General features: G+C 36.3%; 15 protein-coding genes. 5 read left to right on the plus strand and 10 right to left on the minus strand.

Features of this window, described 5'->3' with window-relative positions; translation table 11 throughout:
* Window positions 1-209 precede the first annotated feature (209 nt).
* Both LOK41_RS16840 and LOK41_RS16845 read left to right on the plus strand, forming a co-directional pair.
* Window positions 210-608: a globin domain-containing protein gene (locus tag LOK41_RS16840; RefSeq protein WP_241817516.1), complete on the plus strand. Its 399-nt coding sequence runs from the start codon at window positions 210-212 to the stop codon at window positions 606-608.
* Entirely contained in the window at window positions 608-1,501 is an 894-nt protein-coding gene (locus tag LOK41_RS16845) for a ClpXP adapter SpxH family protein (protein ID WP_241817517.1), read from the plus strand. Before LOK41_RS16840 ends, LOK41_RS16845 begins: the two co-directional genes overlap by 1 nt.
* A gap of 611 nt (window positions 1,502-2,112) precedes the next feature.
* Here LOK41_RS16845 and pepF read toward each other — a convergent pair.
* The 4 genes from pepF to mecA all read right to left on the minus strand — a co-directional run bounded on the left by pepF (window position 2,113) and on the right by mecA (window position 7,719).
* Entirely contained in the window at window positions 2,113-3,939 is a 1,827-nt protein-coding gene (gene pepF, locus LOK41_RS16850; RefSeq protein WP_241817518.1) for an oligoendopeptidase F, read from the minus strand.
* Window positions 3,940-3,986: 47 nt separating this feature from the next.
* On the minus strand, window positions 3,987-5,228 hold the full coding sequence (locus tag LOK41_RS16855; protein WP_241817519.1) for a competence protein CoiA: 1,242 nt from the start codon (window positions 5,226-5,228) through the stop codon (window positions 3,987-3,989).
* A 94-nt stretch (window positions 5,229-5,322) separates the two neighbouring features.
* Window positions 5,323-6,867 (minus strand): cardiolipin synthase, encoded by a 1,545-nt coding sequence (cls, locus tag LOK41_RS16860; RefSeq protein WP_241817520.1) that lies wholly within the window; start codon window positions 6,865-6,867, stop codon window positions 5,323-5,325.
* Between the two features lie 168 nt (window positions 6,868-7,035).
* The gene (gene mecA / locus LOK41_RS16865; protein WP_241817521.1) at window positions 7,036-7,719 is read right to left on the minus strand and encodes an adaptor protein MecA; all 684 of its coding nucleotides are present in this window, start codon (window positions 7,717-7,719) and stop codon (window positions 7,036-7,038) included.
* 494 nt (window positions 7,720-8,213) lie between these two features.
* Here mecA and LOK41_RS16870 point away from each other — a divergent pair, with 494 nt between their 5' ends.
* Complete coding sequence (locus tag LOK41_RS16870; RefSeq protein ID WP_241817522.1) at window positions 8,214-8,885, plus strand: TerC family protein; 672 nt, start codon at window positions 8,214-8,216, stop codon at window positions 8,883-8,885.
* Window positions 8,886-9,001: 116 nt separating this feature from the next.
* Here the strand turns inward: LOK41_RS16870 and spx are convergent, their stop codons facing one another.
* Window positions 9,002-9,397: a transcriptional regulator Spx gene (gene spx / locus LOK41_RS16875; RefSeq protein WP_000258267.1), complete on the minus strand. Its 396-nt coding sequence runs from the start codon at window positions 9,395-9,397 to the stop codon at window positions 9,002-9,004.
* Between the two features lie 605 nt (window positions 9,398-10,002).
* Here spx and LOK41_RS16880 point away from each other — a divergent pair.
* Window positions 10,003-10,206, plus strand: coding sequence for a hypothetical protein (locus LOK41_RS16880; protein ID WP_241817523.1), 204 nt, complete (start codon window positions 10,003-10,005; stop codon window positions 10,204-10,206).
* A 37-nt stretch (window positions 10,207-10,243) separates the two neighbouring features.
* Here LOK41_RS16880 and LOK41_RS16885 read toward each other — a convergent pair whose 3' ends face one another.
* On the minus strand, window positions 10,244-11,881 hold the full coding sequence (locus LOK41_RS16885) for a peptide ABC transporter substrate-binding protein (protein ID WP_241817524.1): 1,638 nt from the start codon (window positions 11,879-11,881) through the stop codon (window positions 10,244-10,246).
* A gap of 560 nt (window positions 11,882-12,441) precedes the next feature.
* Here LOK41_RS16885 and LOK41_RS16890 point away from each other — a divergent pair.
* A complete protein-coding gene (locus tag LOK41_RS16890) occupies window positions 12,442-13,821 on the plus strand; it encodes an MATE family efflux transporter (protein WP_241817525.1) in 1,380 nt (459 codons plus the stop codon).
* 358 nt (window positions 13,822-14,179) lie between these two features.
* Here LOK41_RS16890 and LOK41_RS16895 read toward each other — a convergent pair whose 3' ends face one another.
* The 4 genes from LOK41_RS16895 to opp3b are packed head-to-tail and all read right to left on the minus strand — an operon-like array spanning window position 14,180 to window position 18,114.
* On the minus strand, window positions 14,180-15,115 hold the full coding sequence (locus LOK41_RS16895) for an ABC transporter ATP-binding protein (protein ID WP_241817526.1): 936 nt from the start codon (window positions 15,113-15,115) through the stop codon (window positions 14,180-14,182).
* The gene (locus LOK41_RS16900; protein WP_174099326.1) at window positions 15,108-16,151 is read right to left on the minus strand and encodes an ABC transporter ATP-binding protein; all 1,044 of its coding nucleotides are present in this window, start codon (window positions 16,149-16,151) and stop codon (window positions 15,108-15,110) included. The genes LOK41_RS16895 and LOK41_RS16900 overlap by 8 nt, the downstream gene beginning before the upstream one ends.
* A gap of 20 nt (window positions 16,152-16,171) precedes the next feature.
* Window positions 16,172-17,188: an oligopeptide ABC transporter permease gene (opp3C, locus tag LOK41_RS16905; protein WP_174099325.1), complete on the minus strand. Its 1,017-nt coding sequence runs from the start codon at window positions 17,186-17,188 to the stop codon at window positions 16,172-16,174.
* Complete coding sequence (opp3b, locus tag LOK41_RS16910) at window positions 17,185-18,114, minus strand: oligopeptide ABC transporter permease (RefSeq protein WP_174099324.1); 930 nt, start codon at window positions 18,112-18,114, stop codon at window positions 17,185-17,187. The genes opp3C and opp3b overlap by 4 nt, the downstream gene beginning before the upstream one ends.
* Window positions 18,115-18,206: the final 92 nt, after the last annotated feature.

The following is an 18,206-nucleotide window of genomic DNA, read 5'->3' on the forward strand; positions in this document are numbered from 1 at the left end:
AAACCAATCGGGCTCTTACAATCAGTACTTCCTTACTTCTCTGTTTTTCTTCTTTGAAAAGAAGGTTACTGATTGTTAGAGCGGGGTAAAGTGAAACTTCCGCTTTATTTTAACGAGCAAAAGGTTGTCCAAGAGCTGTTTAGTTGCTCTTCGTGACAATCCATTGCTACAATAGATATACATTTGATGGAAAAAGGAGTCTATACAGGATGAACAAGCAACCAATGACACCATTTGAAGCAATTGGCGGTGAACAAGTCATTGCAACATTAGTCGATACGTTTTATTCCTATGTCAGTGAACACCCTGACTTATCTCCCATCTTCCCAGACGATTTGACAGAAACAGCCAGGAAACAAAAGCAATTTCTTACGCAATATTTAGGTGGACCAAGTTTGTACACAGAAGAACACGGTCATCCGATGCTAAGAGCACGTCATCTCCCTTTTGAGATTACGCCAAAGCGAGCAAAAGCCTGGTTAGCATGTATGAAGCAAGCGATGGAAGATACGGGGGTACACGGACAGATTCGAGAATTTGTTTTTGAACGTTTAAGATTAACTGCACAGCATATGGTCAACACTCCAAACGAAACAGGTGAAGAGTAATGGATAAACAGGAAGCAAAGCATATGCGCATTCCTTCTCTTTCCAAGTGCGAACATAAGTCTGTAGAAGCCTATTTGTTTATTGATCCACTTTGCATGGATTGCTGGGAAATCGAACCCGTTATGATTAAATTATGGCTCGAATATGGAAAATATTTTTCGATTCGGCACATATTAACCGGCAAAGTGGAAGGGGCCATCGCCTCCCCACACAAATGGAATAAACCTGCTAATATTCGATTTGTGTGGGAAAAAACAACAAGTTTGCACGGTTTTTCATGCGATGGAAAAGTGCATATGCAAGATGCCTCATCTACACCGTATTTAGTTTCTATTGCAATTAAAGCAGCTGAGTTACAAGGCCGAAAAGCAGGTTCAAAATTTTTGCGGAAACTCCAAGAATACATTTTTCTTGAAAATGTATCAAAACCAGATTTGGAATTACTACTTGCGTGCGCAGAGCAAAGCGGTATTGATGTAGAAGAATTTAAAGAAGATTTGCATTCGACTAGTGCAAAAAAAGCATTCCAATGCGATTTAAAGTTCACAAATGAAATGCACATTACCGAAATTCCTTCCCTCGTATTCTTTCATGCCAATTCTGATGAGGAAGGTATTAAGATTGCGGGCATTTATTCGTATGATGTATACGTGCAACTCTTAAAAGAAATTGTAAAATGTGATATTGAGCCAGCACCTTTACCACCGCTAGAAGTATTACTAGAAACGATGCAATTTATGTCTTCTAAAGAAATTGCATTTATCTATGACTGCCCGCAGCAAGAAATAGAACGAGAACTTAAAAAATTATCATTAAAAAGAAAAGTACGAATGATTGAAGTAAAATGTGAGCGTTTTTGGAAATGGATTGCAAAGGAAAAAGACCTGGTATAAATACCAGGTCTTTTTCTTTACGGCTTATAAAAATATTAAAGGGGATGGGAGAAATTTTCACGTTCAAACAAAGGGGTATATGTTTGTATGTGAATTCGTTCACGCCTATTATATTACATGGTCCGACATCAGATGACAACCCTTTTTGTCGAATTTCACATTTTTGTCACATTCTAAACGTTTTCATTCATGAATAAGCTTTAAAAAGAAGCTTTTTAGGAGGGATTTTATGAAAAAAACGCATATCTTCTTTCTACTTTTTTGTATTTGTATTTCTTTTTTCCTGTACATTCTTTCCCTATTACAAGCATTTCCAAAGATTATTGCGTTTCCGCTTTTATTCGCAATCATTGTTATTAGCCTCTCTTATTTTAATCATAGAAAGCGATTCAAAGGTTTTTAGGGAACATTATAAAACAGGCTAGTAAGAGAAGAAAAAACAGATATTTTCGTAATAGAGGTTGTTTCTATAAAATGGTAAATGAAATTTTATCGGCGCAAATTCAAATATAGCGACCGTTTCTCAATATATATCGGCGATTCGACAAGAGATATCGATTTCACGACAAATAACAACAAAAAACAGGAGCTTGCTGGCTCCTGTTTCACTATTACTTACCCTCAAATAATAGCGCCTCTAATTCATTTAACTTCTCTTCAAATACTTGTAATGCCTCTTTAACAGGCTCCGGAGATGCCATATCTACTCCTGCCTTTTTCAGCACTTCAATTGGATAATCAGAACTTCCAGCTTTTAAGAATTCGTTAATGTAACGCTCTACTGCTGGTTGTCCTTCTTCTAAGATCTGTTTTGATAACGCTGTTGCCGCACTAAATCCTGTTGCGTATTGATATACATAATAGTTGTAATAGAAGTGCGGGATACGAGACCATTCTAAACCAATCTCTTTATCGATGACTAAAGCATCACCAAAGTATTTTTTATTTAAATCATAGTAGAGTTCAGTTAACATATCTGGCGTAACTGCATGGCCTTCTTGTACTTTTTTATGAATAATATGTTCAAATTCAGCGAACATCGTTTGACGGAATACAGTCCCGCGGAATCCTTCTAAATAATGATTTAATAAGTATAAACGTTCTTTCTTATCTTCTGTCGTTTTTAATAAATAATCATTTAAAATTGCTTCATTACAAGTTGATGCAACTTCCGCAACAAAGATCGAATAGTCACCATACACATGTGGTTGTGTTTTTCTTGTATAGTAGCTATGCACAGAATGCCCAAACTCATGTGCAAGGGTAAATAAATTATTTACATTATCATGCCAGTTCATTAAAATATACGGATTTGTTCCATATGCACCAGATGAATATGCTCCACTTCGTTTCCCTTTGTTTTCATACACGTCTACCCAGCGATTTTCATATGCTTCTTTCAAAATTTCAACATATTGATCACCAAGAACGTTTAATGATTTTAATAAAATTTCTTGAGCTTCTTCATATTTCACATTCATTTTCACTTCTGGTACAAGCGGTGTGTATAAGTCATACATATGCAGTTCATCAAGACCTAATGCACGCTTACGAATATCAATGTAACGATGCAATAAATGTAAATTATCATTTACTGTCTCAACAAGTTGATCATATACTGTTTCAGGAATGTTATTATTGCTTAACGCAGCTTGACGTGCAGAATCATATTTACGAACACGAGCGTTGAAATTATTACGTTTCACCGCACCACTAAGTGTGCTTGCAAATGTATTTTTATATTTCCCATACGTTTCATAAACCGCACGGAATGCATCCTCGCGCACACGACGATCATCACTTTCTAAAAATTGGATATAACGGCCATGTGTGACTTCTACTTCTTCCCCATTCTCATCTTTAATAGATGGGAATTTTAAGTCCGCATTATTCAGCATACCAAATGTATTACTTGATGCACTCAAGACCTCAGACGCTTCAGCTAACAATGCTTCTTCAGCTTCTGATAGTACGTGTGGACGCTGACGTGTAATTTCTTCTAATGCATGTTCATATACGCTTAATTCTTTATTTTCTTGTAAGAATGATTGTAATGTTTCTTCTGAAATTGTTAAAATTTCAGGAACGATATACGCCATGCCGCTAGAGGCTTGCGAATATAAGTTTGTTGCTCGATCATTTAGCGCTTGATAAACAGAATTTGTTGTATCCTGATCGTAACGCATATGAGCATATGTATATAATTTTCCCAGTCTCATTGAGACTTCATCTTCATATTGTAAAGCTTCTAATAATGAATCAGCAGAATCACCAAGTTTTCCTTTAAATTCAGCTAACTTCGGTAGTAACTCTTTCACTGCTTGAAATTCTTTTTCCCATTCTTCATCTGTTTGGAAAATGTCTTCTAATCTCCATGTGTTCATTTCTTCAATCTCACTGCGGTCTGGCAATGTTTTTGCTGTTTTTTGGTCAGCCATACTATAAAACCTCCTTCAAATTTCTATTTATTACAATTCGATTCTTCTTATTTAAATCCTTCCATGTACTCTTTTATTATATCCGCTTTTCCTTTTCCCATGTTGTACTTTGTTTCAAACAAAGATAGTGCATGCGACAAACAAATCGCATCATACTCTTTTATTTCTCCTTCTGTTTTCGGCATCGTAAATTGCCTCGTTTTTCGGTACTTATACATGTCTACTTTCTCAACCATCCCTACTTTACATAAAAATGTTACATATTCTACGATTGCAAATTGCCATACATATTGCGGAAAATACGGTAACGTACGCCGCTGAATACTCCGCCTGTTATTTACATATGAAAAAACAGCATGTAATGAAAAGTATTCTCCAGTTTTAAATTTCCCAATGAAATCTATACAAAGAAGAGCTTGCCATATAAAAGGATGTGTTTGAAATGCAAATGCAGACGGGAGAGGGACACCAATTTCAGATGGAAAACAAGAAGGTGAAAGATGATATCGGTATAAGAGGTGTAAAAGTGATTTATGACTATAATTCCAGATTGGAAGGACATTCGTTCGAAAGTAGGTCTTTTTATTTTGCCATTCCCGCTCTAATCGTTCTTTCGTAATTGGTGTTTGGCAAAAGAGTTCCTCAAAAGTAACAGTACGCAGCGGGAGATACATGCTATGAGAAAAATAAACATTTGTAGAGAACGGAGTAAGAAGTTCGCATTTTATAAATGACTTTTCATTTGGACAGAAAAAGAGAAGCGAAGGCTGAGGATAAGATTGTATGCAGAGAAAATGAAACGAGGATAATGAAATCCAATGAGCAGAGTGCCTTTTCAGTTGATTTCCACCTAATATCCAGATGACTTGTATCCCTTTCTTCCAATATGAAGAAGTTCGTTTTAATAATTGCTGGGTAGATAAAGAAGCACATTGATATTCAATTGCCATCTGTCTCCCATTCCTTTCAATAAAGAGATCAGGTCTTTGCCGAATCACCGGAAGATAATGTTCAATTTCTACATGGAACCCCTGTGATCTAAGCCATCTATATAATTGTTCCTTCCCGCGCATATGGTAAGCAGATTCTGGCTCAGATGAAATGAAGCACTCATTTACTTGTTTATGAGCAAAATGCCATTTCTTTTGCTTTCCTAACTTGAGTTGTACCTCTCGCTTGCAAACTGGACAAAAAAAGCGTTCCCTCTTTCGCATAGTTTGCAGCTTCTTTTCATCTTGGTTATGAAGAAGATGAACCTTTTCACCGTTCTCTCTCCTTGCGACAAACATCATACCACATCCTTTCTATACAGCTTTTTATTCTACAATTTGTTACAAATTCCTTTCTAAGCAAAAAGAAGATGCCCTCGTAAGAACATCTTCTTTATAGTAATGGTGATAATAAACGATATGCCGATTCCACAATTCGCTTATGAAGACGGCGCTTATGAAAGCGATCCACATGGATTTCACTTGATACTTGTAAATCCTCTTCAAAATCCTTAACAAGCTTTCGAATACTGTTTGTATCATATAAAAAGGCGTTCACTTCAAAATTCAAATGAAAACTTCTCATATCCATATTAGCTGTCCCAATTGAAGCTAAATCAGAATCAACAATGACAATCTTACTGTGCAAAAAACCTTTTTCATATTCGTATATCTTTGCCCCTGCATCTAATAACTCCGGAAAATAAGACCTTGATGCATAAAACACAGTTCGTTTATCCGGTTTACTCGGCATTAATAAACGGACATCAATACCAGCAAGAGCTGCCACTTTTAATGCAGATAAAATATCATCGTCTGGAATAAAATAAGGTGTAGCAATCCAAATGGACTTCCTTGCCGAAGCAATCATCGCAAAATAAAGATGCTTAATCGTCTCCCATTTATTATCTGGCCCACCTGCGATAAGTTGTACACCGCCCCAATGATCCCCATCTACTGCTTCCGCTTGTAAATACTCAGGTGCTAATACCGCTTCCCCTGTCATATAAAACCAATCTTGCAGGAATATGAGCTGCAGGCTTTGAACCGCCTCACCTCGTAAATATAAATGCGTATCTCTCCAAAACCCAAAATATTTATTTTTTCCTAAATACTCATCACCAATATTAAGTCCGCCTACAAATCCTTCATTCCCATCAATGACAACAATTTTTCGGTGATTTCGATAATTAATTTTATCGTTCAAAATTGGAAACCTTACTGGAAAGAACGGAATCATCTCGACGCCTGCATCGTTTAATTCATCAATATAAGCATTTGATAGCTTAAAGCTTCCAACCGCATCATATAAAAAACGGACAGTAACCCCTTCCCTAGCCTTCTCAATTAAAATCTCTTTAATTTGTATGCCAAGCTTATCATCACGTACAATGTAATATTCCATATGAATATGATGCTTCGCCTTTTGTAAACCTTGTAAAATGGCTTGGAACGTTTCATCACCATTCGTTAACACTTTCGTTTCTGTCTGAAATGAAATGTTTAAGGCGCCCAACCTATCTGCGAGACGAAATAGTAGTTCTTGATGTTTATGATTCTGTAAAATGCGTTCTTGGTAATCTTCATGCCCTTTGTACTGTAAGAAAGCTTGTTCATCCAAAAGAGCCTTCTTTTGAAACATTCGTTTTCTACGGAAATTTTGTCCAAACAATAAGTACGCAAAGAAGCCAAATACAGGAAAGATACCGAGTACGATTAACCATGTCAACGTTTTAGATGGATGCCTGTTTTCCAAGAAAATAACACAACCAATTAAAAAAGCAGAAACAGTAAATACAATACTTATAATTCCTAAAAATGAAATATCTTTTATGCCTATAACATCCGAATAAAATGCTACATCAATAAACATTCGTAACGAAACAAACACTGCGAATAGACCTAGAAAAAAGAAAAGTAACTTTAGCGTGTTTTTCATTCCTACCCCCCTCACTTACAAAGCTTTTCTACTATTAGAGGATGCTCAAAAAGTCCGATACTCATGTAGTTTCATCTACATCCCCCTACTTTCTTGATTCCCTTTATCTTTAGCACTATTAGCATACCCCATCATATAAAAAGCCGATTTCATAATATTGAAATCGGCCTACGTCTTAGAAGGAAAATGACTGCGAATCGTCTCAAGTGCATGTTCTTTAACAACTTGTTTGCCGTATTCACTCACGCGGTGAACCGTTAAAGTAGATTCTTCTCCATATTCTAAAATAATACTTAAAATACGGTCAATTTCTTCTTCATCGTGTAGCACTTCGTCAAATTCAACATATACATAATAGCGGTCTTCAAACGAATATAGTTCATCTTTTATATCTTCAAATACAAGACGATGACTTAACGAAATAACGTCTTCAAAATCGTCAAATTTAATTAAAAAGCCAAACGTTCCGTCTTCGTTAAAAGGTGTTCCCGCTTCTACCTCTTCCTCTAACTCTAACTCTTGTTGAAATAGCGATTCAATTCGCTCATCTAAAGGGATATCGATAATTTTATCTAGACCTATTGGTAATTCTAATTTTTGTCCATCTTTTGAAAGCTGCGCTTTCGTTACAAGCACTTCAATTCCTTTATCCATCGCTTGTACTTGAATCCATAATGGCCCATCAATAAAGAAATCATCGTAATCACGAGCTTCATCCATCATTTCCCAAAACAATTGTTCACTTCGTTCACGATTGTACCAAATTTCTTCTCGATTAAACCCTCTATCTTCTATATCAACGTACGTAATAAAAAATTTCATCGTATGATCGTTAATTCTTTCAATGTCCAAAATCCAACTCTCCCTTCCTATTTGGAATTGTTATGAAGGGATTCCCCACTCATATGACAAATCAATAGATTCTTGTACTTTCATTTTATGATAAGATTCTCCAGAATGGAAATAAAATTGTTTTATTTTACAAAAACAGTCATTCACCTAGATTATCCTGCACTAATCATTATAATTCCTTACCCTTATATATTCCATTATATACACTCATGATATAAAGTGAAACTTTAATCAGTGGGGGTTTTCTCCATCCCCCACTGATTATTAGTTGAACCAATCGGGCTTTTACGGGCAGTTTATCTCCCACCTAACTTCTTTGCTTTCGCCGAATTTTGAGGTGGGAGTATTATATCTTGCAAATAGCGGAATAAAAAATTGGACATACAATTACACCTAGCACCGTACAATTGTAATAGAGCTGGTCAAGCTTTTTCGTTTCATACATATATCCAAACTGTACTCTTTATTAAAACAGAATAAATGGAGGCAAAATGATGGAGTTAGATTTTTTGACATCTATACTAATGATTGTCGGTATCGATGTTGTATTAGGCGGTGATAATGCAATTGTAATCGCGCTTGCAAGCCGAAACTTACCTGAATCTAAACGGAATAAAGCTATTTTAATTGGTACGGTCCTAGCAATCGTACTGCGAATTCTCCTTACAATACTGGCCGTGTACTTACTAGACATTCCTTTCTTACAACTTATTGGCGGCATCTTACTTACACTAATTGCCGTAAATTTACTTACTGATAATAGCAATAATCTTTCTTCTATACAAGGAAAGACGACATTATTTCAAGCAATTCGTACAATTGTATTTGCCGATCTCGTTATGGGTTTTGATAATGTCCTTGCGATCGCTGGAGCGGCTCATGGAAATTTCACACTCGTCATCATCGGATTATTAATTTCCATTCCCATTATCATTTGGGGAAGCAAACTCATCTTACTATTTATGGAGCGGTTTCCTTTTCTTATTTATTGCGGGGGAGCAATTCTTGCTTACACAGCCGGAAGAATGGTCACCCATGAAGTGAGGCTTGCAAACTTCTTCCAACACAACCCGACCTTTGCAACAAGCATGCCCTTCCTCTTTATTTTCACAGTATTAGCTATTGGGTTTATTGTTCAGCATATCAAATTAGGGAATGTAAATTGACCACTCCCACGGCTGAAGCGCGTCGGCTTTCCTGCTCACAAACCCTGTAATGAATATATATATGCGAAAACCTTCTACTGTAAGGTAGAAGGTTTTCATATACATAACTTGTATTGTTAATTTACTAGACGCTGTGCTTCACGTAATTGAAAGGTTCTTACTGTACGTGGTAAGAAGCGACGAATTTCATCTTCGTTATAACCTACTTGCAGGCGTTTTTCGTCAATCATAATCGGGCGACGTAAAATGCCTGGGTAGTCACGAATCATCTTATATAAATCTTGAAGTGGTAAAGATTCTAAGTTAACATTCAACTCTTGGAAAACTTTTGAACGAGTTGAAATAATCTCATCCGTTCCGCTTTCTGTCATGCGTAAAATTTCTTTAATTTCCTCAATCGTTAATGGATCGGAGAAAATATTACGTTCTGTATAAGGAATATGATTTTCCTCTAGCCATAATTTCGCCTTTCTACAAGACGTACAACTTGGAGAACTATATAGTGTTACCATACAAGACTCACTCTCCTTAAAGAGTACAAATTCTGTACTAATTACAGTTTAAATTTCTATTTTCCAGCAATTCTTCACTATGACTTGTCTTACAGCAAAATGAAAAATCGCCTTACATGTAAACAACAACTTTTAAGCAAGTAACTCTTATTAAACAACAATTACTTTAAATAAGTAACTTCTATAATCATTATACAATAGATTCTGAAAGAAATATACAGTAAATTTCCTTTCCAATAGGAAAACTCATCTTTCATTAAGCTGAAATTTTCATGGACTTTCCATGGAACAAATCCTTCTGTTTTATTAACATATATACCTTTCCTGCTACTTCTTAACATGTTCATAGAAGCTGTCCATCCAATCAACCAGTTGCTAAAGATAACGTTTTCTTACCCTTTTCATCACAAAACCGCAGTAAAATGTAAGACATATCCATTGATACATTACCTCAAAAAAGAACGTTTGTTCTCATTTCATTTTATCAAATCTCCCAGTTACTGTCTATACCATTTTCAAGTAAAATATTTATTTTCTAACTTTTCTTTCTTTTTAACTTTTTTTCTCATACAATAAAAATATAGACAGGCAAAGGGGGATTCCATATGGTTGCTTTTTTTATTGATTTTGCCATTGTCGCTACCCTCGTCATTGGAATCACAGCATTGATTGGCGTCATTACAAATGGTGTTGGTGAAAAATTATTTGGCCGGAAAGAAAAAATGAAATTTGTTAATAAAAGTGCAGAAGTGCAATCTGGTTGGAAGCAAGTTGGCGGAAAAGGGATTTATAAAAAACGTACGTATTAAAAAGAAGCAGGAACATACCTGCTTCTTTTTTTGATAATTATTCAACTGATGCCCATTTGAAGCTTAAGTCTCCGCCGTAATTATGCTTATAAATATCTTTAACCGTTCCTCTTTGTAAGTAAGCCACACTACGTTGGTATATAGGCGCAATTGCCGCATCATCCATCAGCAGTTTTTCTGCTTCCAGTAAACTATTCCAGCGCGCTTTTACATCGCTACCATCTGTCTTCGCCTTCATAATAATTTCATCGTATTTCGGATTAGAATATTTCATTTTATTTTGCGCACCATCTGTGACAAACATATCAAGGTACGTTACTGGATCTGGGAAATCTGGGCTCCATCCAGCAAATGTCATGTCATAGTCTCCGTTTTCCTCAAGTTTAAGCTTTTGTGCAAATGGCTGTTGCTTAATTTTCAGCGTGAAACCTGGTAAGTTCTTTTCTAGTTCTCCTTTTAAATATTCTCCTGTTTTCTTAGATAAATCTACATCTTCATTTAATAACTCAATTTCAATTTTGTCTTTCCCTAATTCTTTTTTACCTGCTTCCCAATATTTCTTGGCTTCTTTTGCATTTGCTTTTACTAACTCGCCATTTTCAGCTCGGAAGTCCTTTTTATTTGGTCCTGTAATAAATTTACTTGGAATTAATCCTGTCGCTTCAGTAGAGCCGTTATTTAAAATCGTTTCAACAAGCGGTTTACGATCAAAAGCAAGAGAGATTGCTTTACGTATGTTTTTATTTGCTAAAGCTTCGTTTTTCTGATTGAAACGAAGGAAGAATACAGAAGCTTCCTGTGCAGTTTTAAAATCTTTGTCCCCTTTATATTTATCAACAAACTCAGATCTCAAAGTAACACGATCGATTGCTTTTGTGTCATATAGATTGATCGCTGTTGCTAAGTCTTTAACAATATTAAAATTCACTTCTTCTACCTTCACTGTTTTATTGTCCCAATATGAAGGGTTTTTCTTAATTTGGAAACTTGTCTCATGCTTCCACTCACTTAATACGAACGGTCCATTATATAATGTTGTATTTGCTTCTAAACCAAACTTGTCTCCCTGTTCTTTCGCATACTTTTCATTTACAGGATAAAACAGAGGATAAATCATTAAGTTTTCAAAATAAGGAACTGGATGCTCAAGTTCTACTTCTAATGTATAATCATCAATGGCTTTTATACCTAGTTGATCTGGCGTCATTTCTTTTTTATTAATTTTTTGCGCGTTCTTTACATCAAACATAATATATGCTGATACCGCTGCTTTATCAGGATTAATCGCTCGTTGCCATCCATATACAAAGTCTTTCGCTGTTAAAGGGTCTCCGTTAGACCACTTCGCATCTTCGCGTAATTTAAACGTATACTTTTTACCATCTGCTGATTTTTCGCTTGATTTCGCTACACCTGGAATGAGCTTATCTCCTTTTTCAAGACGGTATAGCCCTTCCATTGTATTATTCATCACGCGTGATGATACCGCATCAGCTGATAACGCTGGATCCATCGTTGGAATTTCTTGTGTTTCCGTCATATTGATGACTTGTTTTCCTGTATTTTTCTCCCCTTTTGCTTTCGCCCCTGGCTCATCTTTTTGATAACTACATGCCCCTAACATCATGCTCATTGCCAATGTCGATGCTACAAAAACTGGTACTTTTTTCTTCATTCTGCTACCCCTCCCAAAAATGTTAGCCCTTTCATTTTCAAACAAAAAGAAATATATGTATGTTCTAATAATTCATATTATACATATAAATATATTCTTTGTATATTTATATTTCTATCTTATTAAAATTTTCTGTTAACATTTCATTTTCTGTAAACGTTTTATATTGCGTATTTTAGTGCTTAAAATACTAAATTTATAATTTTTCGTAATTATCAAAATTATAAAAGTATAATTAATTTTATATCACATAATATCTTTTGTATAATTATTCTCTTTTAAAATAAAATCAATCTGTAGCGACTCTATCGTTTTCTCCTTTTGTTTTCATACTGCATGGTTCTAAAAAAGGATCTAACCGCTTCTATGTTTGGATGGATCCTCTCTCCCACCTAAAAGAAAGAGGGTCTCTGTCAAGGTTTTAATTCATACTTATATATTTAAAAAATACAACTCTAATAAATAGTTGTTAACCGCGTTACAAAATAAATGCAAGTGTTGCTAAAGTGTGTTAAGATACATTTTGTTTCAAAATGGATATCGGAAAAGTGAGGGATGATATGACAGAGATCACGTCCAAAAAAGAACAAGAACAAAAGTTAAATTTATTCTTCTTAACATGGCCCATTTTTTTAGAAGTTTTTCTTTTTATGTTAATGGGGATTGCTGATACTTTTATGCTAAGTGCATTATCAGATGACGCAGTATCAGGTGTTGGAGCTGCGAATCAATACCTTCATATCGCAATATTAGTACTAGAAGTAATCGGAAACGGTGCCGCGATTGTTGTTTCTCAATATCTTGGTTCCAAACGATATATGGAAGCTTCAAAAATATCAGTACTAGCAGTGACCTTAAATTTAGGAGTCGGGCTTATCATAAGTGCCATTTTTCTATTATTCTCAAAAAATATGATGATGGCGATGAATTTACAAGGTGACGTATTAACTTACGCACAAAATTACTTATCAATTGTTGGGGGAGCAATCTTTCTTCAAGCGATTATCAATTCACTCGCTGCTATTATTCGCGTTCACGGATTTACAAAACAAGCAATGTTTATTTCACTTGGAATGAATATTATTCATATCGCTGGTAACTATGTCCTTATTTTCGGTAAGTTCGGCATGCCTGAATTAGGTGTTGAAGGAGCAGCAATTTCCTCTGCTTTCAGTCGACTTATCGCACTTGTTGTCTTCTTCTGGCTACTATACCGCGTCATGGAATACCGTGTTAAATTGAACTACTATATTACATTATCAAAAGAATATATTAGCAAGATCTTAAAAATTGGTATCCCATCAGCTTTTGAACAAGTTATGTACCAAGCATGTCAAATTGTCTTCCTATATTACGCAACATACTTAGGAGCAGAATCATTAGCTGCAAGACAATACGCAACAAACATTTCCATGTTTACTTTCCTATTCGCTATCGCGATTGGAATGGGGACTGCGATCATTGTCGGTCGTTTAGTTGGCGGCAATGAGAAGGACGAAGCATATGTACGCGTGTGGAAAAGTGTAAAGTGGGCCATCAGTGTTACGTTATGTATGGTTATTCTTGTCATGACATTCCGCACCCAGTTAATGGGGTTATTTACAGATAATCCTCACGTTATCACTTTAGGATCAACTGTTCTTTTATTAAGCATTCTGTTAGAGACTGGCCGGACGATGAATATTGTCATCATTAATTCACTGCGTGCAGCTGGTGATGCGAAATACCCTGTTTTAATTGGAGCATTCTCAATGGTTTTAATGAGCTTACCACTCGGCTATTTTTTTGTTTTTCATTTAGATATGGGACTTCCAGGTATATGGTTAGCGATTGCTATTGATGAATGGACGCGTGCCATCATCATGTTCTTCCGCTGGAAAAGCAGAGCCTGGGAAAATTATGCGCTTGTTAAACCGGAGACTTCTGAAGAGTCAGCTTAAGCTTAATGTTAATGAAAACGGATTGGAGAAAGCCTTCTCCAATCCGTTTTTTGTGTCGTTCTTTGTCGGAACGTCGATATCCCTTGTCAAATCGTCGATATATTTCAATTTGCGCCGATATATTATGAGAAACAGTCGATATATTTGAGTTTGCGTCGATAAAATTTCATTTACTCTTTGAAACCAATAGTAGCTTCCACTTATTCTCTCCTTTTGTTTTCACTCGGCATGGGCGCTAAAAAAGGCACTGACCGCTTCTATGCTTGAGCGGATCCTCTCCCTCCCAAAAAGAAAGGTTTTTCTATCAATAAATAGAAAAAAATAGAAAAGAAGCGACCTCTCTGGCCGCTTCTTTCTATTATTGATAGATTTCTTTATATTTCTTGTATTCTGCTTCGGAACAAAGAACGAAATGTCCTGGGCGAATTTCTCGCATCTTTGGCTCTTCATTTCCGTATTGATGCTGAGATGGATCATATACGATACGCTTACGATTGCGCTCGTAATCTGGATCTGGAAGCGGAATTGCTGATAATAGTGATTTTGTATACGGATGAATTGGATTCTCGTATAACTCATCACTACTTGTTAATTCAACAATTTGACCGCGGTACATAACACCGATGCGATCACTGATGTATTTTACCATGGATAAATCATGGGCGATGAATAAATATGTTAAACCTTTTTCTCTTTGCAGTTGTTTCAATAAGTTTACAACTTGCGCTTGAATCGATACGTCAAGTGCTGAAATCGGTTCATCCGCAATAATGAATTCTGGTTCTACTGCAAGTGCGCGAGCAATTCCGATACGTTGACGTTGTCCACCAGAGAACTCATGTGGGAAACGGTTCGCATGCTCTTTATTTAAACCAACTGTGTTTAATAATTCATGCACACGATCCATACGTTCTTTTTTGCTTTTTGCTAAACCGTGAATATCAATGCCTTCTGCAATAATATCTCCAACTGTCATACGAGGGTTTAATGAAGCGTACGGATCTTGGAAAATCATTTGCATTTTACGATTAAATTTCTTTAATTCTGCACGTGATTTCTTACCATGTACATCTTCACCATCGAACAACACTTCTCCAGCAGTTGCATCGTATAACCTGATAATTGTTCTTCCAGTTGTTGATTTTCCGCAACCCGATTCTCCTACAAGTCCAAATGTTTCACCGCGGAAAATATCAAATGAAATATCGTTAACCGCTTTTACAACACCACCACTAACGTTAAAGTGTTGCTTTACATTTTTTACTTCAATTAACTTCTCACGTTGCTTAGTCATGTTGTTCACCTGCTTTCATTTGAAGAATTCGTTTCTTAACGACTTCTGGCGGATCCACTTCTGGAGCTTGCTCGTGAAGTAACCATGTTGCCGCATAATGTGTGTCACTTACTTTAAAGAATGGTGGTTCCATTTCAAAGTCAATTTTCAGTGCCTGTGGGTTACGTGGTGCAAATGCATCCCCTTTCGGCGGTTTTAATAAATCTGGAGGTGTTCCAGGAATTGCGTACAACTCTGCTTCTGAACCATCTAAACTTGGCATAGATGCGATTAATCCCCATGTATATGGATGTTTCGGGTTGTAGAAAATCTCATCAACTGTACCAATCTCAACAACTTTACCAGCATACATAACCGCAACTCTATCAGCAACGTTTGCCACTACGCCTAAATCATGCGTAATGAAAATAATCGCTGCTTCTGTTTTCTGTTGAATATCCTTCATAAGCTCTAAAATTTGTGCTTGAATTGTAACGTCAAGTGCTGTTGTCGGCTCATCCGCAATCAATAATTTCGGATTACAAGCTAGCGCCATCGCAATAACAACACGCTGCCTCATACCACCAGAGAATTGGTGCGGGTATTGTTTTAAACGTGCTTCTGGATTTGGAATTCCAACAAGATCAAGAAGCTCTAAAGCAACTTTACGAGCATCCGCTTTGCTCATGCCTTGGTGTTTAATAAGACCTTCCATAATTTGATTCCCAATTGTCATCGTTGGGTTCAATGATGTCATCGGATCTTGGAAAATCATTGCAATTTCTTTCCCACGCACAGCCTGCATTTCTTTTTCCGTTAATTTTGTTAAATCACGACCATCAAATACAATTTCTCCATTTTTAATACGTCCTGGAGGGTTAGGGATTAATCCCATTAGCGCTTTCGAAGTAACTGATTTCCCAGAACCAGATTCTCCTACAATCGCTAATGTTTCTCCCTTTTTCAAATCAAATGTAACTCCGCGAACAGCTTGTACTTCACCAGCATGTGTATCAAAGGAGACTTGTAAATCTTTTACCTCTAACAATGTTTTCATTTTTACTTCTCCTTTCTCGTTTACTTACGCATTTTTGGATCTAACGCATCGCGTAATCCATCTGCCATTAAGTTAAATGCTAAAATTAACATACTGATAACAACCGCAGGGATGAACATCATATGTGGATACGTTTGAATTGACTTATATCCATCATTTACAAGAGACCCAAGTGATGCAGTTGGTGGCTGAATACCTAGCCCGATGAAACTTAAGAACGCTTCACCAAACACCGCTGTAGGAATTGTAAACATTGTCATAACGATAATTGGTCCCATTACGTTCGGAATTAAGTGTTTCACAATTAATTGTGTATTTGTTGCACCTAATGTACGAGATGCTAATACATATTCTTGAGTTTTTAATTTTAATACTTGTCCACGTACAATCCGCGACATTCCAATCCAACCTGTAATTGCCATCGCGAATGTGATTGATAAAATACCCGGATCCATAATGATTACCATTAAAATAACGATGATTAAATATGGAATACCATTGATAATCTCCATAATACGCTGCATAATGTTATCTACTCGTCCGCCATAGAACGCTGAAATACCACCGTATGCAACCCCAATTACTAGGTCAATTGCTGCTGCTAAAAGAGCGATATATAATGATACGCGTGTACCTTCCCATGTTCTTGTCCAAAGATCACGACCAAGATCATCTGTACCGAACCAGAAATACTCTTTAATATCACGTTTCTCATATTGATCAACACCATATTGATCTGTACCATCAAATGGTAACCAATGAATGTTTTCTAATACTGGAATTTTAGGCGGCATCTTTGCACGGCCTAAATCTTGATCTTTATAAGAATACTTACTCATCATTGGTCCAAAAATTGCCATAAGCGCAATCAAAACCAATAGGATTAGACCAAACATTGCTCCTTTATGTTGAAACAAGCGTCTTCTTACATCTTGCCAAAACGTTAAGCTTGGACGGGCAATGACTTCATTATCAACATTACTTTGATTGGCTGGTTGAAATAAATCTGGAGATAATTTTTGTAAATCTTTCATCATTTTTTCCCTCCCGCTAAACGAATACGAGGATCAATAATTCCATATAAAATATCCACGATAAAGATAACTAAAATAAAGATTGCACTATAGAAAATTGTTGTCCCCATAATAACTGTATAGTCATTTAATTGGATCGATTTAACGAATTGTTCCCCAAGTCCAGGTACAGCATAGATCTGCTCAATAACTAGTGTTCCTGTAATTAATCCTGCAACCATTGGTCCTAAAATTGTAACAACTGGAATCAATGCGTTACGAAGTGCGTGTTTTATAATAATAACACCTTGACTAATTCCCTTTGCTTTTGCGGTTAAAATGTAATCAGCTTGCATAACTTCGATTAACTCTGCACGAGCAAAACGCGCGATTGTTGCAGTAACAGCCATTGACAAAGCAACTGTAGGCATGACTGTAAATTCAGGTCCTTTCCAGAATGCTACTGGGAACCATCCAAGTTTTACCCCTACAAAGTATTGTAGTAATGCTGCGAATACGAATGATGGTACCGACATTCCGAGTACAGAAATAATGGTTGCCCCATAATCGACCCATGTATTATTACGAAGTGCTGCAATAATCCCTAAGATTAAACCGATAAATGTTCCTAACATGATTGCCTGTAAACCAAGCTGTGCTGATGGTCCGATACGATCGACAATCATATCCGTTACAGGACGGTTATCGTACTGGAATGATACTCCTAAATCACCTTTTGCTAAGTTTCCTAAGTAGCGTGCATATTGCACTGGTACTGGATCATTCAAACCATATTTCTCCAAGATGATTTCTTTTTGCGCCGGAGATAATTTCTCTTGGTTCTTAAGTGGAGAACCCGGCAGTAATTTCATTAAAAAGAATGTCAGCGTAGTAATTAAAAATAATGTCAAAGCCATATACACGAAACGTTTTAATGCATAACGTCCCATAGTCAAGCACCTCCCCATTTTCTCAAAAGCAATAAGATAGTTTCAAATATTCTAACTTTTATTTTTTTAAAATAAGAGTATCTGCCCATCAT

The sequence above is a fragment of the Bacillus sp. TL12 genome (assembly GCF_022625245.1).
Lineage (GTDB): Bacteria > Bacillota > Bacilli > Bacillales > Bacillaceae_G > Bacillus_A.

Excerpts from the sequence above, each read along its gene's own strand:
- LOK41_RS16840 (WP_241817516.1), top strand. The coding sequence starts at position 210 with ATGAACAAGCAACCAATGACACCATTTGAAGCAATTGGCGGTGAACAA.
- LOK41_RS16845 (WP_241817517.1), top strand. The coding sequence starts at position 608 with ATGGATAAACAGGAAGCAAAGCATATGCGCATTCCTTCTCTTTCCAAG.
- pepF (WP_241817518.1), bottom strand. The coding sequence starts at position 3,939 with ATGGCTGACCAAAAAACAGCAAAAACATTGCCAGACCGCAGTGAGATT.
- LOK41_RS16855 (WP_241817519.1), bottom strand. The coding sequence starts at position 5,228 with ATGTTTGTCGCAAGGAGAGAGAACGGTGAAAAGGTTCATCTTCTTCAT.
- cls (WP_241817520.1), bottom strand. The coding sequence starts at position 6,867 with ATGAAAAACACGCTAAAGTTACTTTTCTTTTTTCTAGGTCTATTCGCA.
- LOK41_RS16870 (WP_241817522.1), top strand. The coding sequence starts at position 8,214 with ATGGAGTTAGATTTTTTGACATCTATACTAATGATTGTCGGTATCGAT.
- spx (WP_000258267.1), bottom strand. The coding sequence starts at position 9,397 with ATGGTAACACTATATAGTTCTCCAAGTTGTACGTCTTGTAGAAAGGCG.
- LOK41_RS16880 (WP_241817523.1), top strand. The coding sequence starts at position 10,003 with ATGGTTGCTTTTTTTATTGATTTTGCCATTGTCGCTACCCTCGTCATT.
- LOK41_RS16885 (WP_241817524.1), bottom strand. The coding sequence starts at position 11,881 with ATGAAGAAAAAAGTACCAGTTTTTGTAGCATCGACATTGGCAATGAGC.
- LOK41_RS16890 (WP_241817525.1), top strand. The coding sequence starts at position 12,442 with ATGACAGAGATCACGTCCAAAAAAGAACAAGAACAAAAGTTAAATTTA.
- LOK41_RS16895 (WP_241817526.1), bottom strand. The coding sequence starts at position 15,115 with ATGACTAAGCAACGTGAGAAGTTAATTGAAGTAAAAAATGTAAAGCAA.
- LOK41_RS16900 (WP_174099326.1), bottom strand. The coding sequence starts at position 16,151 with ATGAAAACATTGTTAGAGGTAAAAGATTTACAAGTCTCCTTTGATACA.
- opp3C (WP_174099325.1), bottom strand. The coding sequence starts at position 17,188 with ATGATGAAAGATTTACAAAAATTATCTCCAGATTTATTTCAACCAGCC.
- opp3b (WP_174099324.1), bottom strand. The coding sequence starts at position 18,114 with ATGGGACGTTATGCATTAAAACGTTTCGTGTATATGGCTTTGACATTA.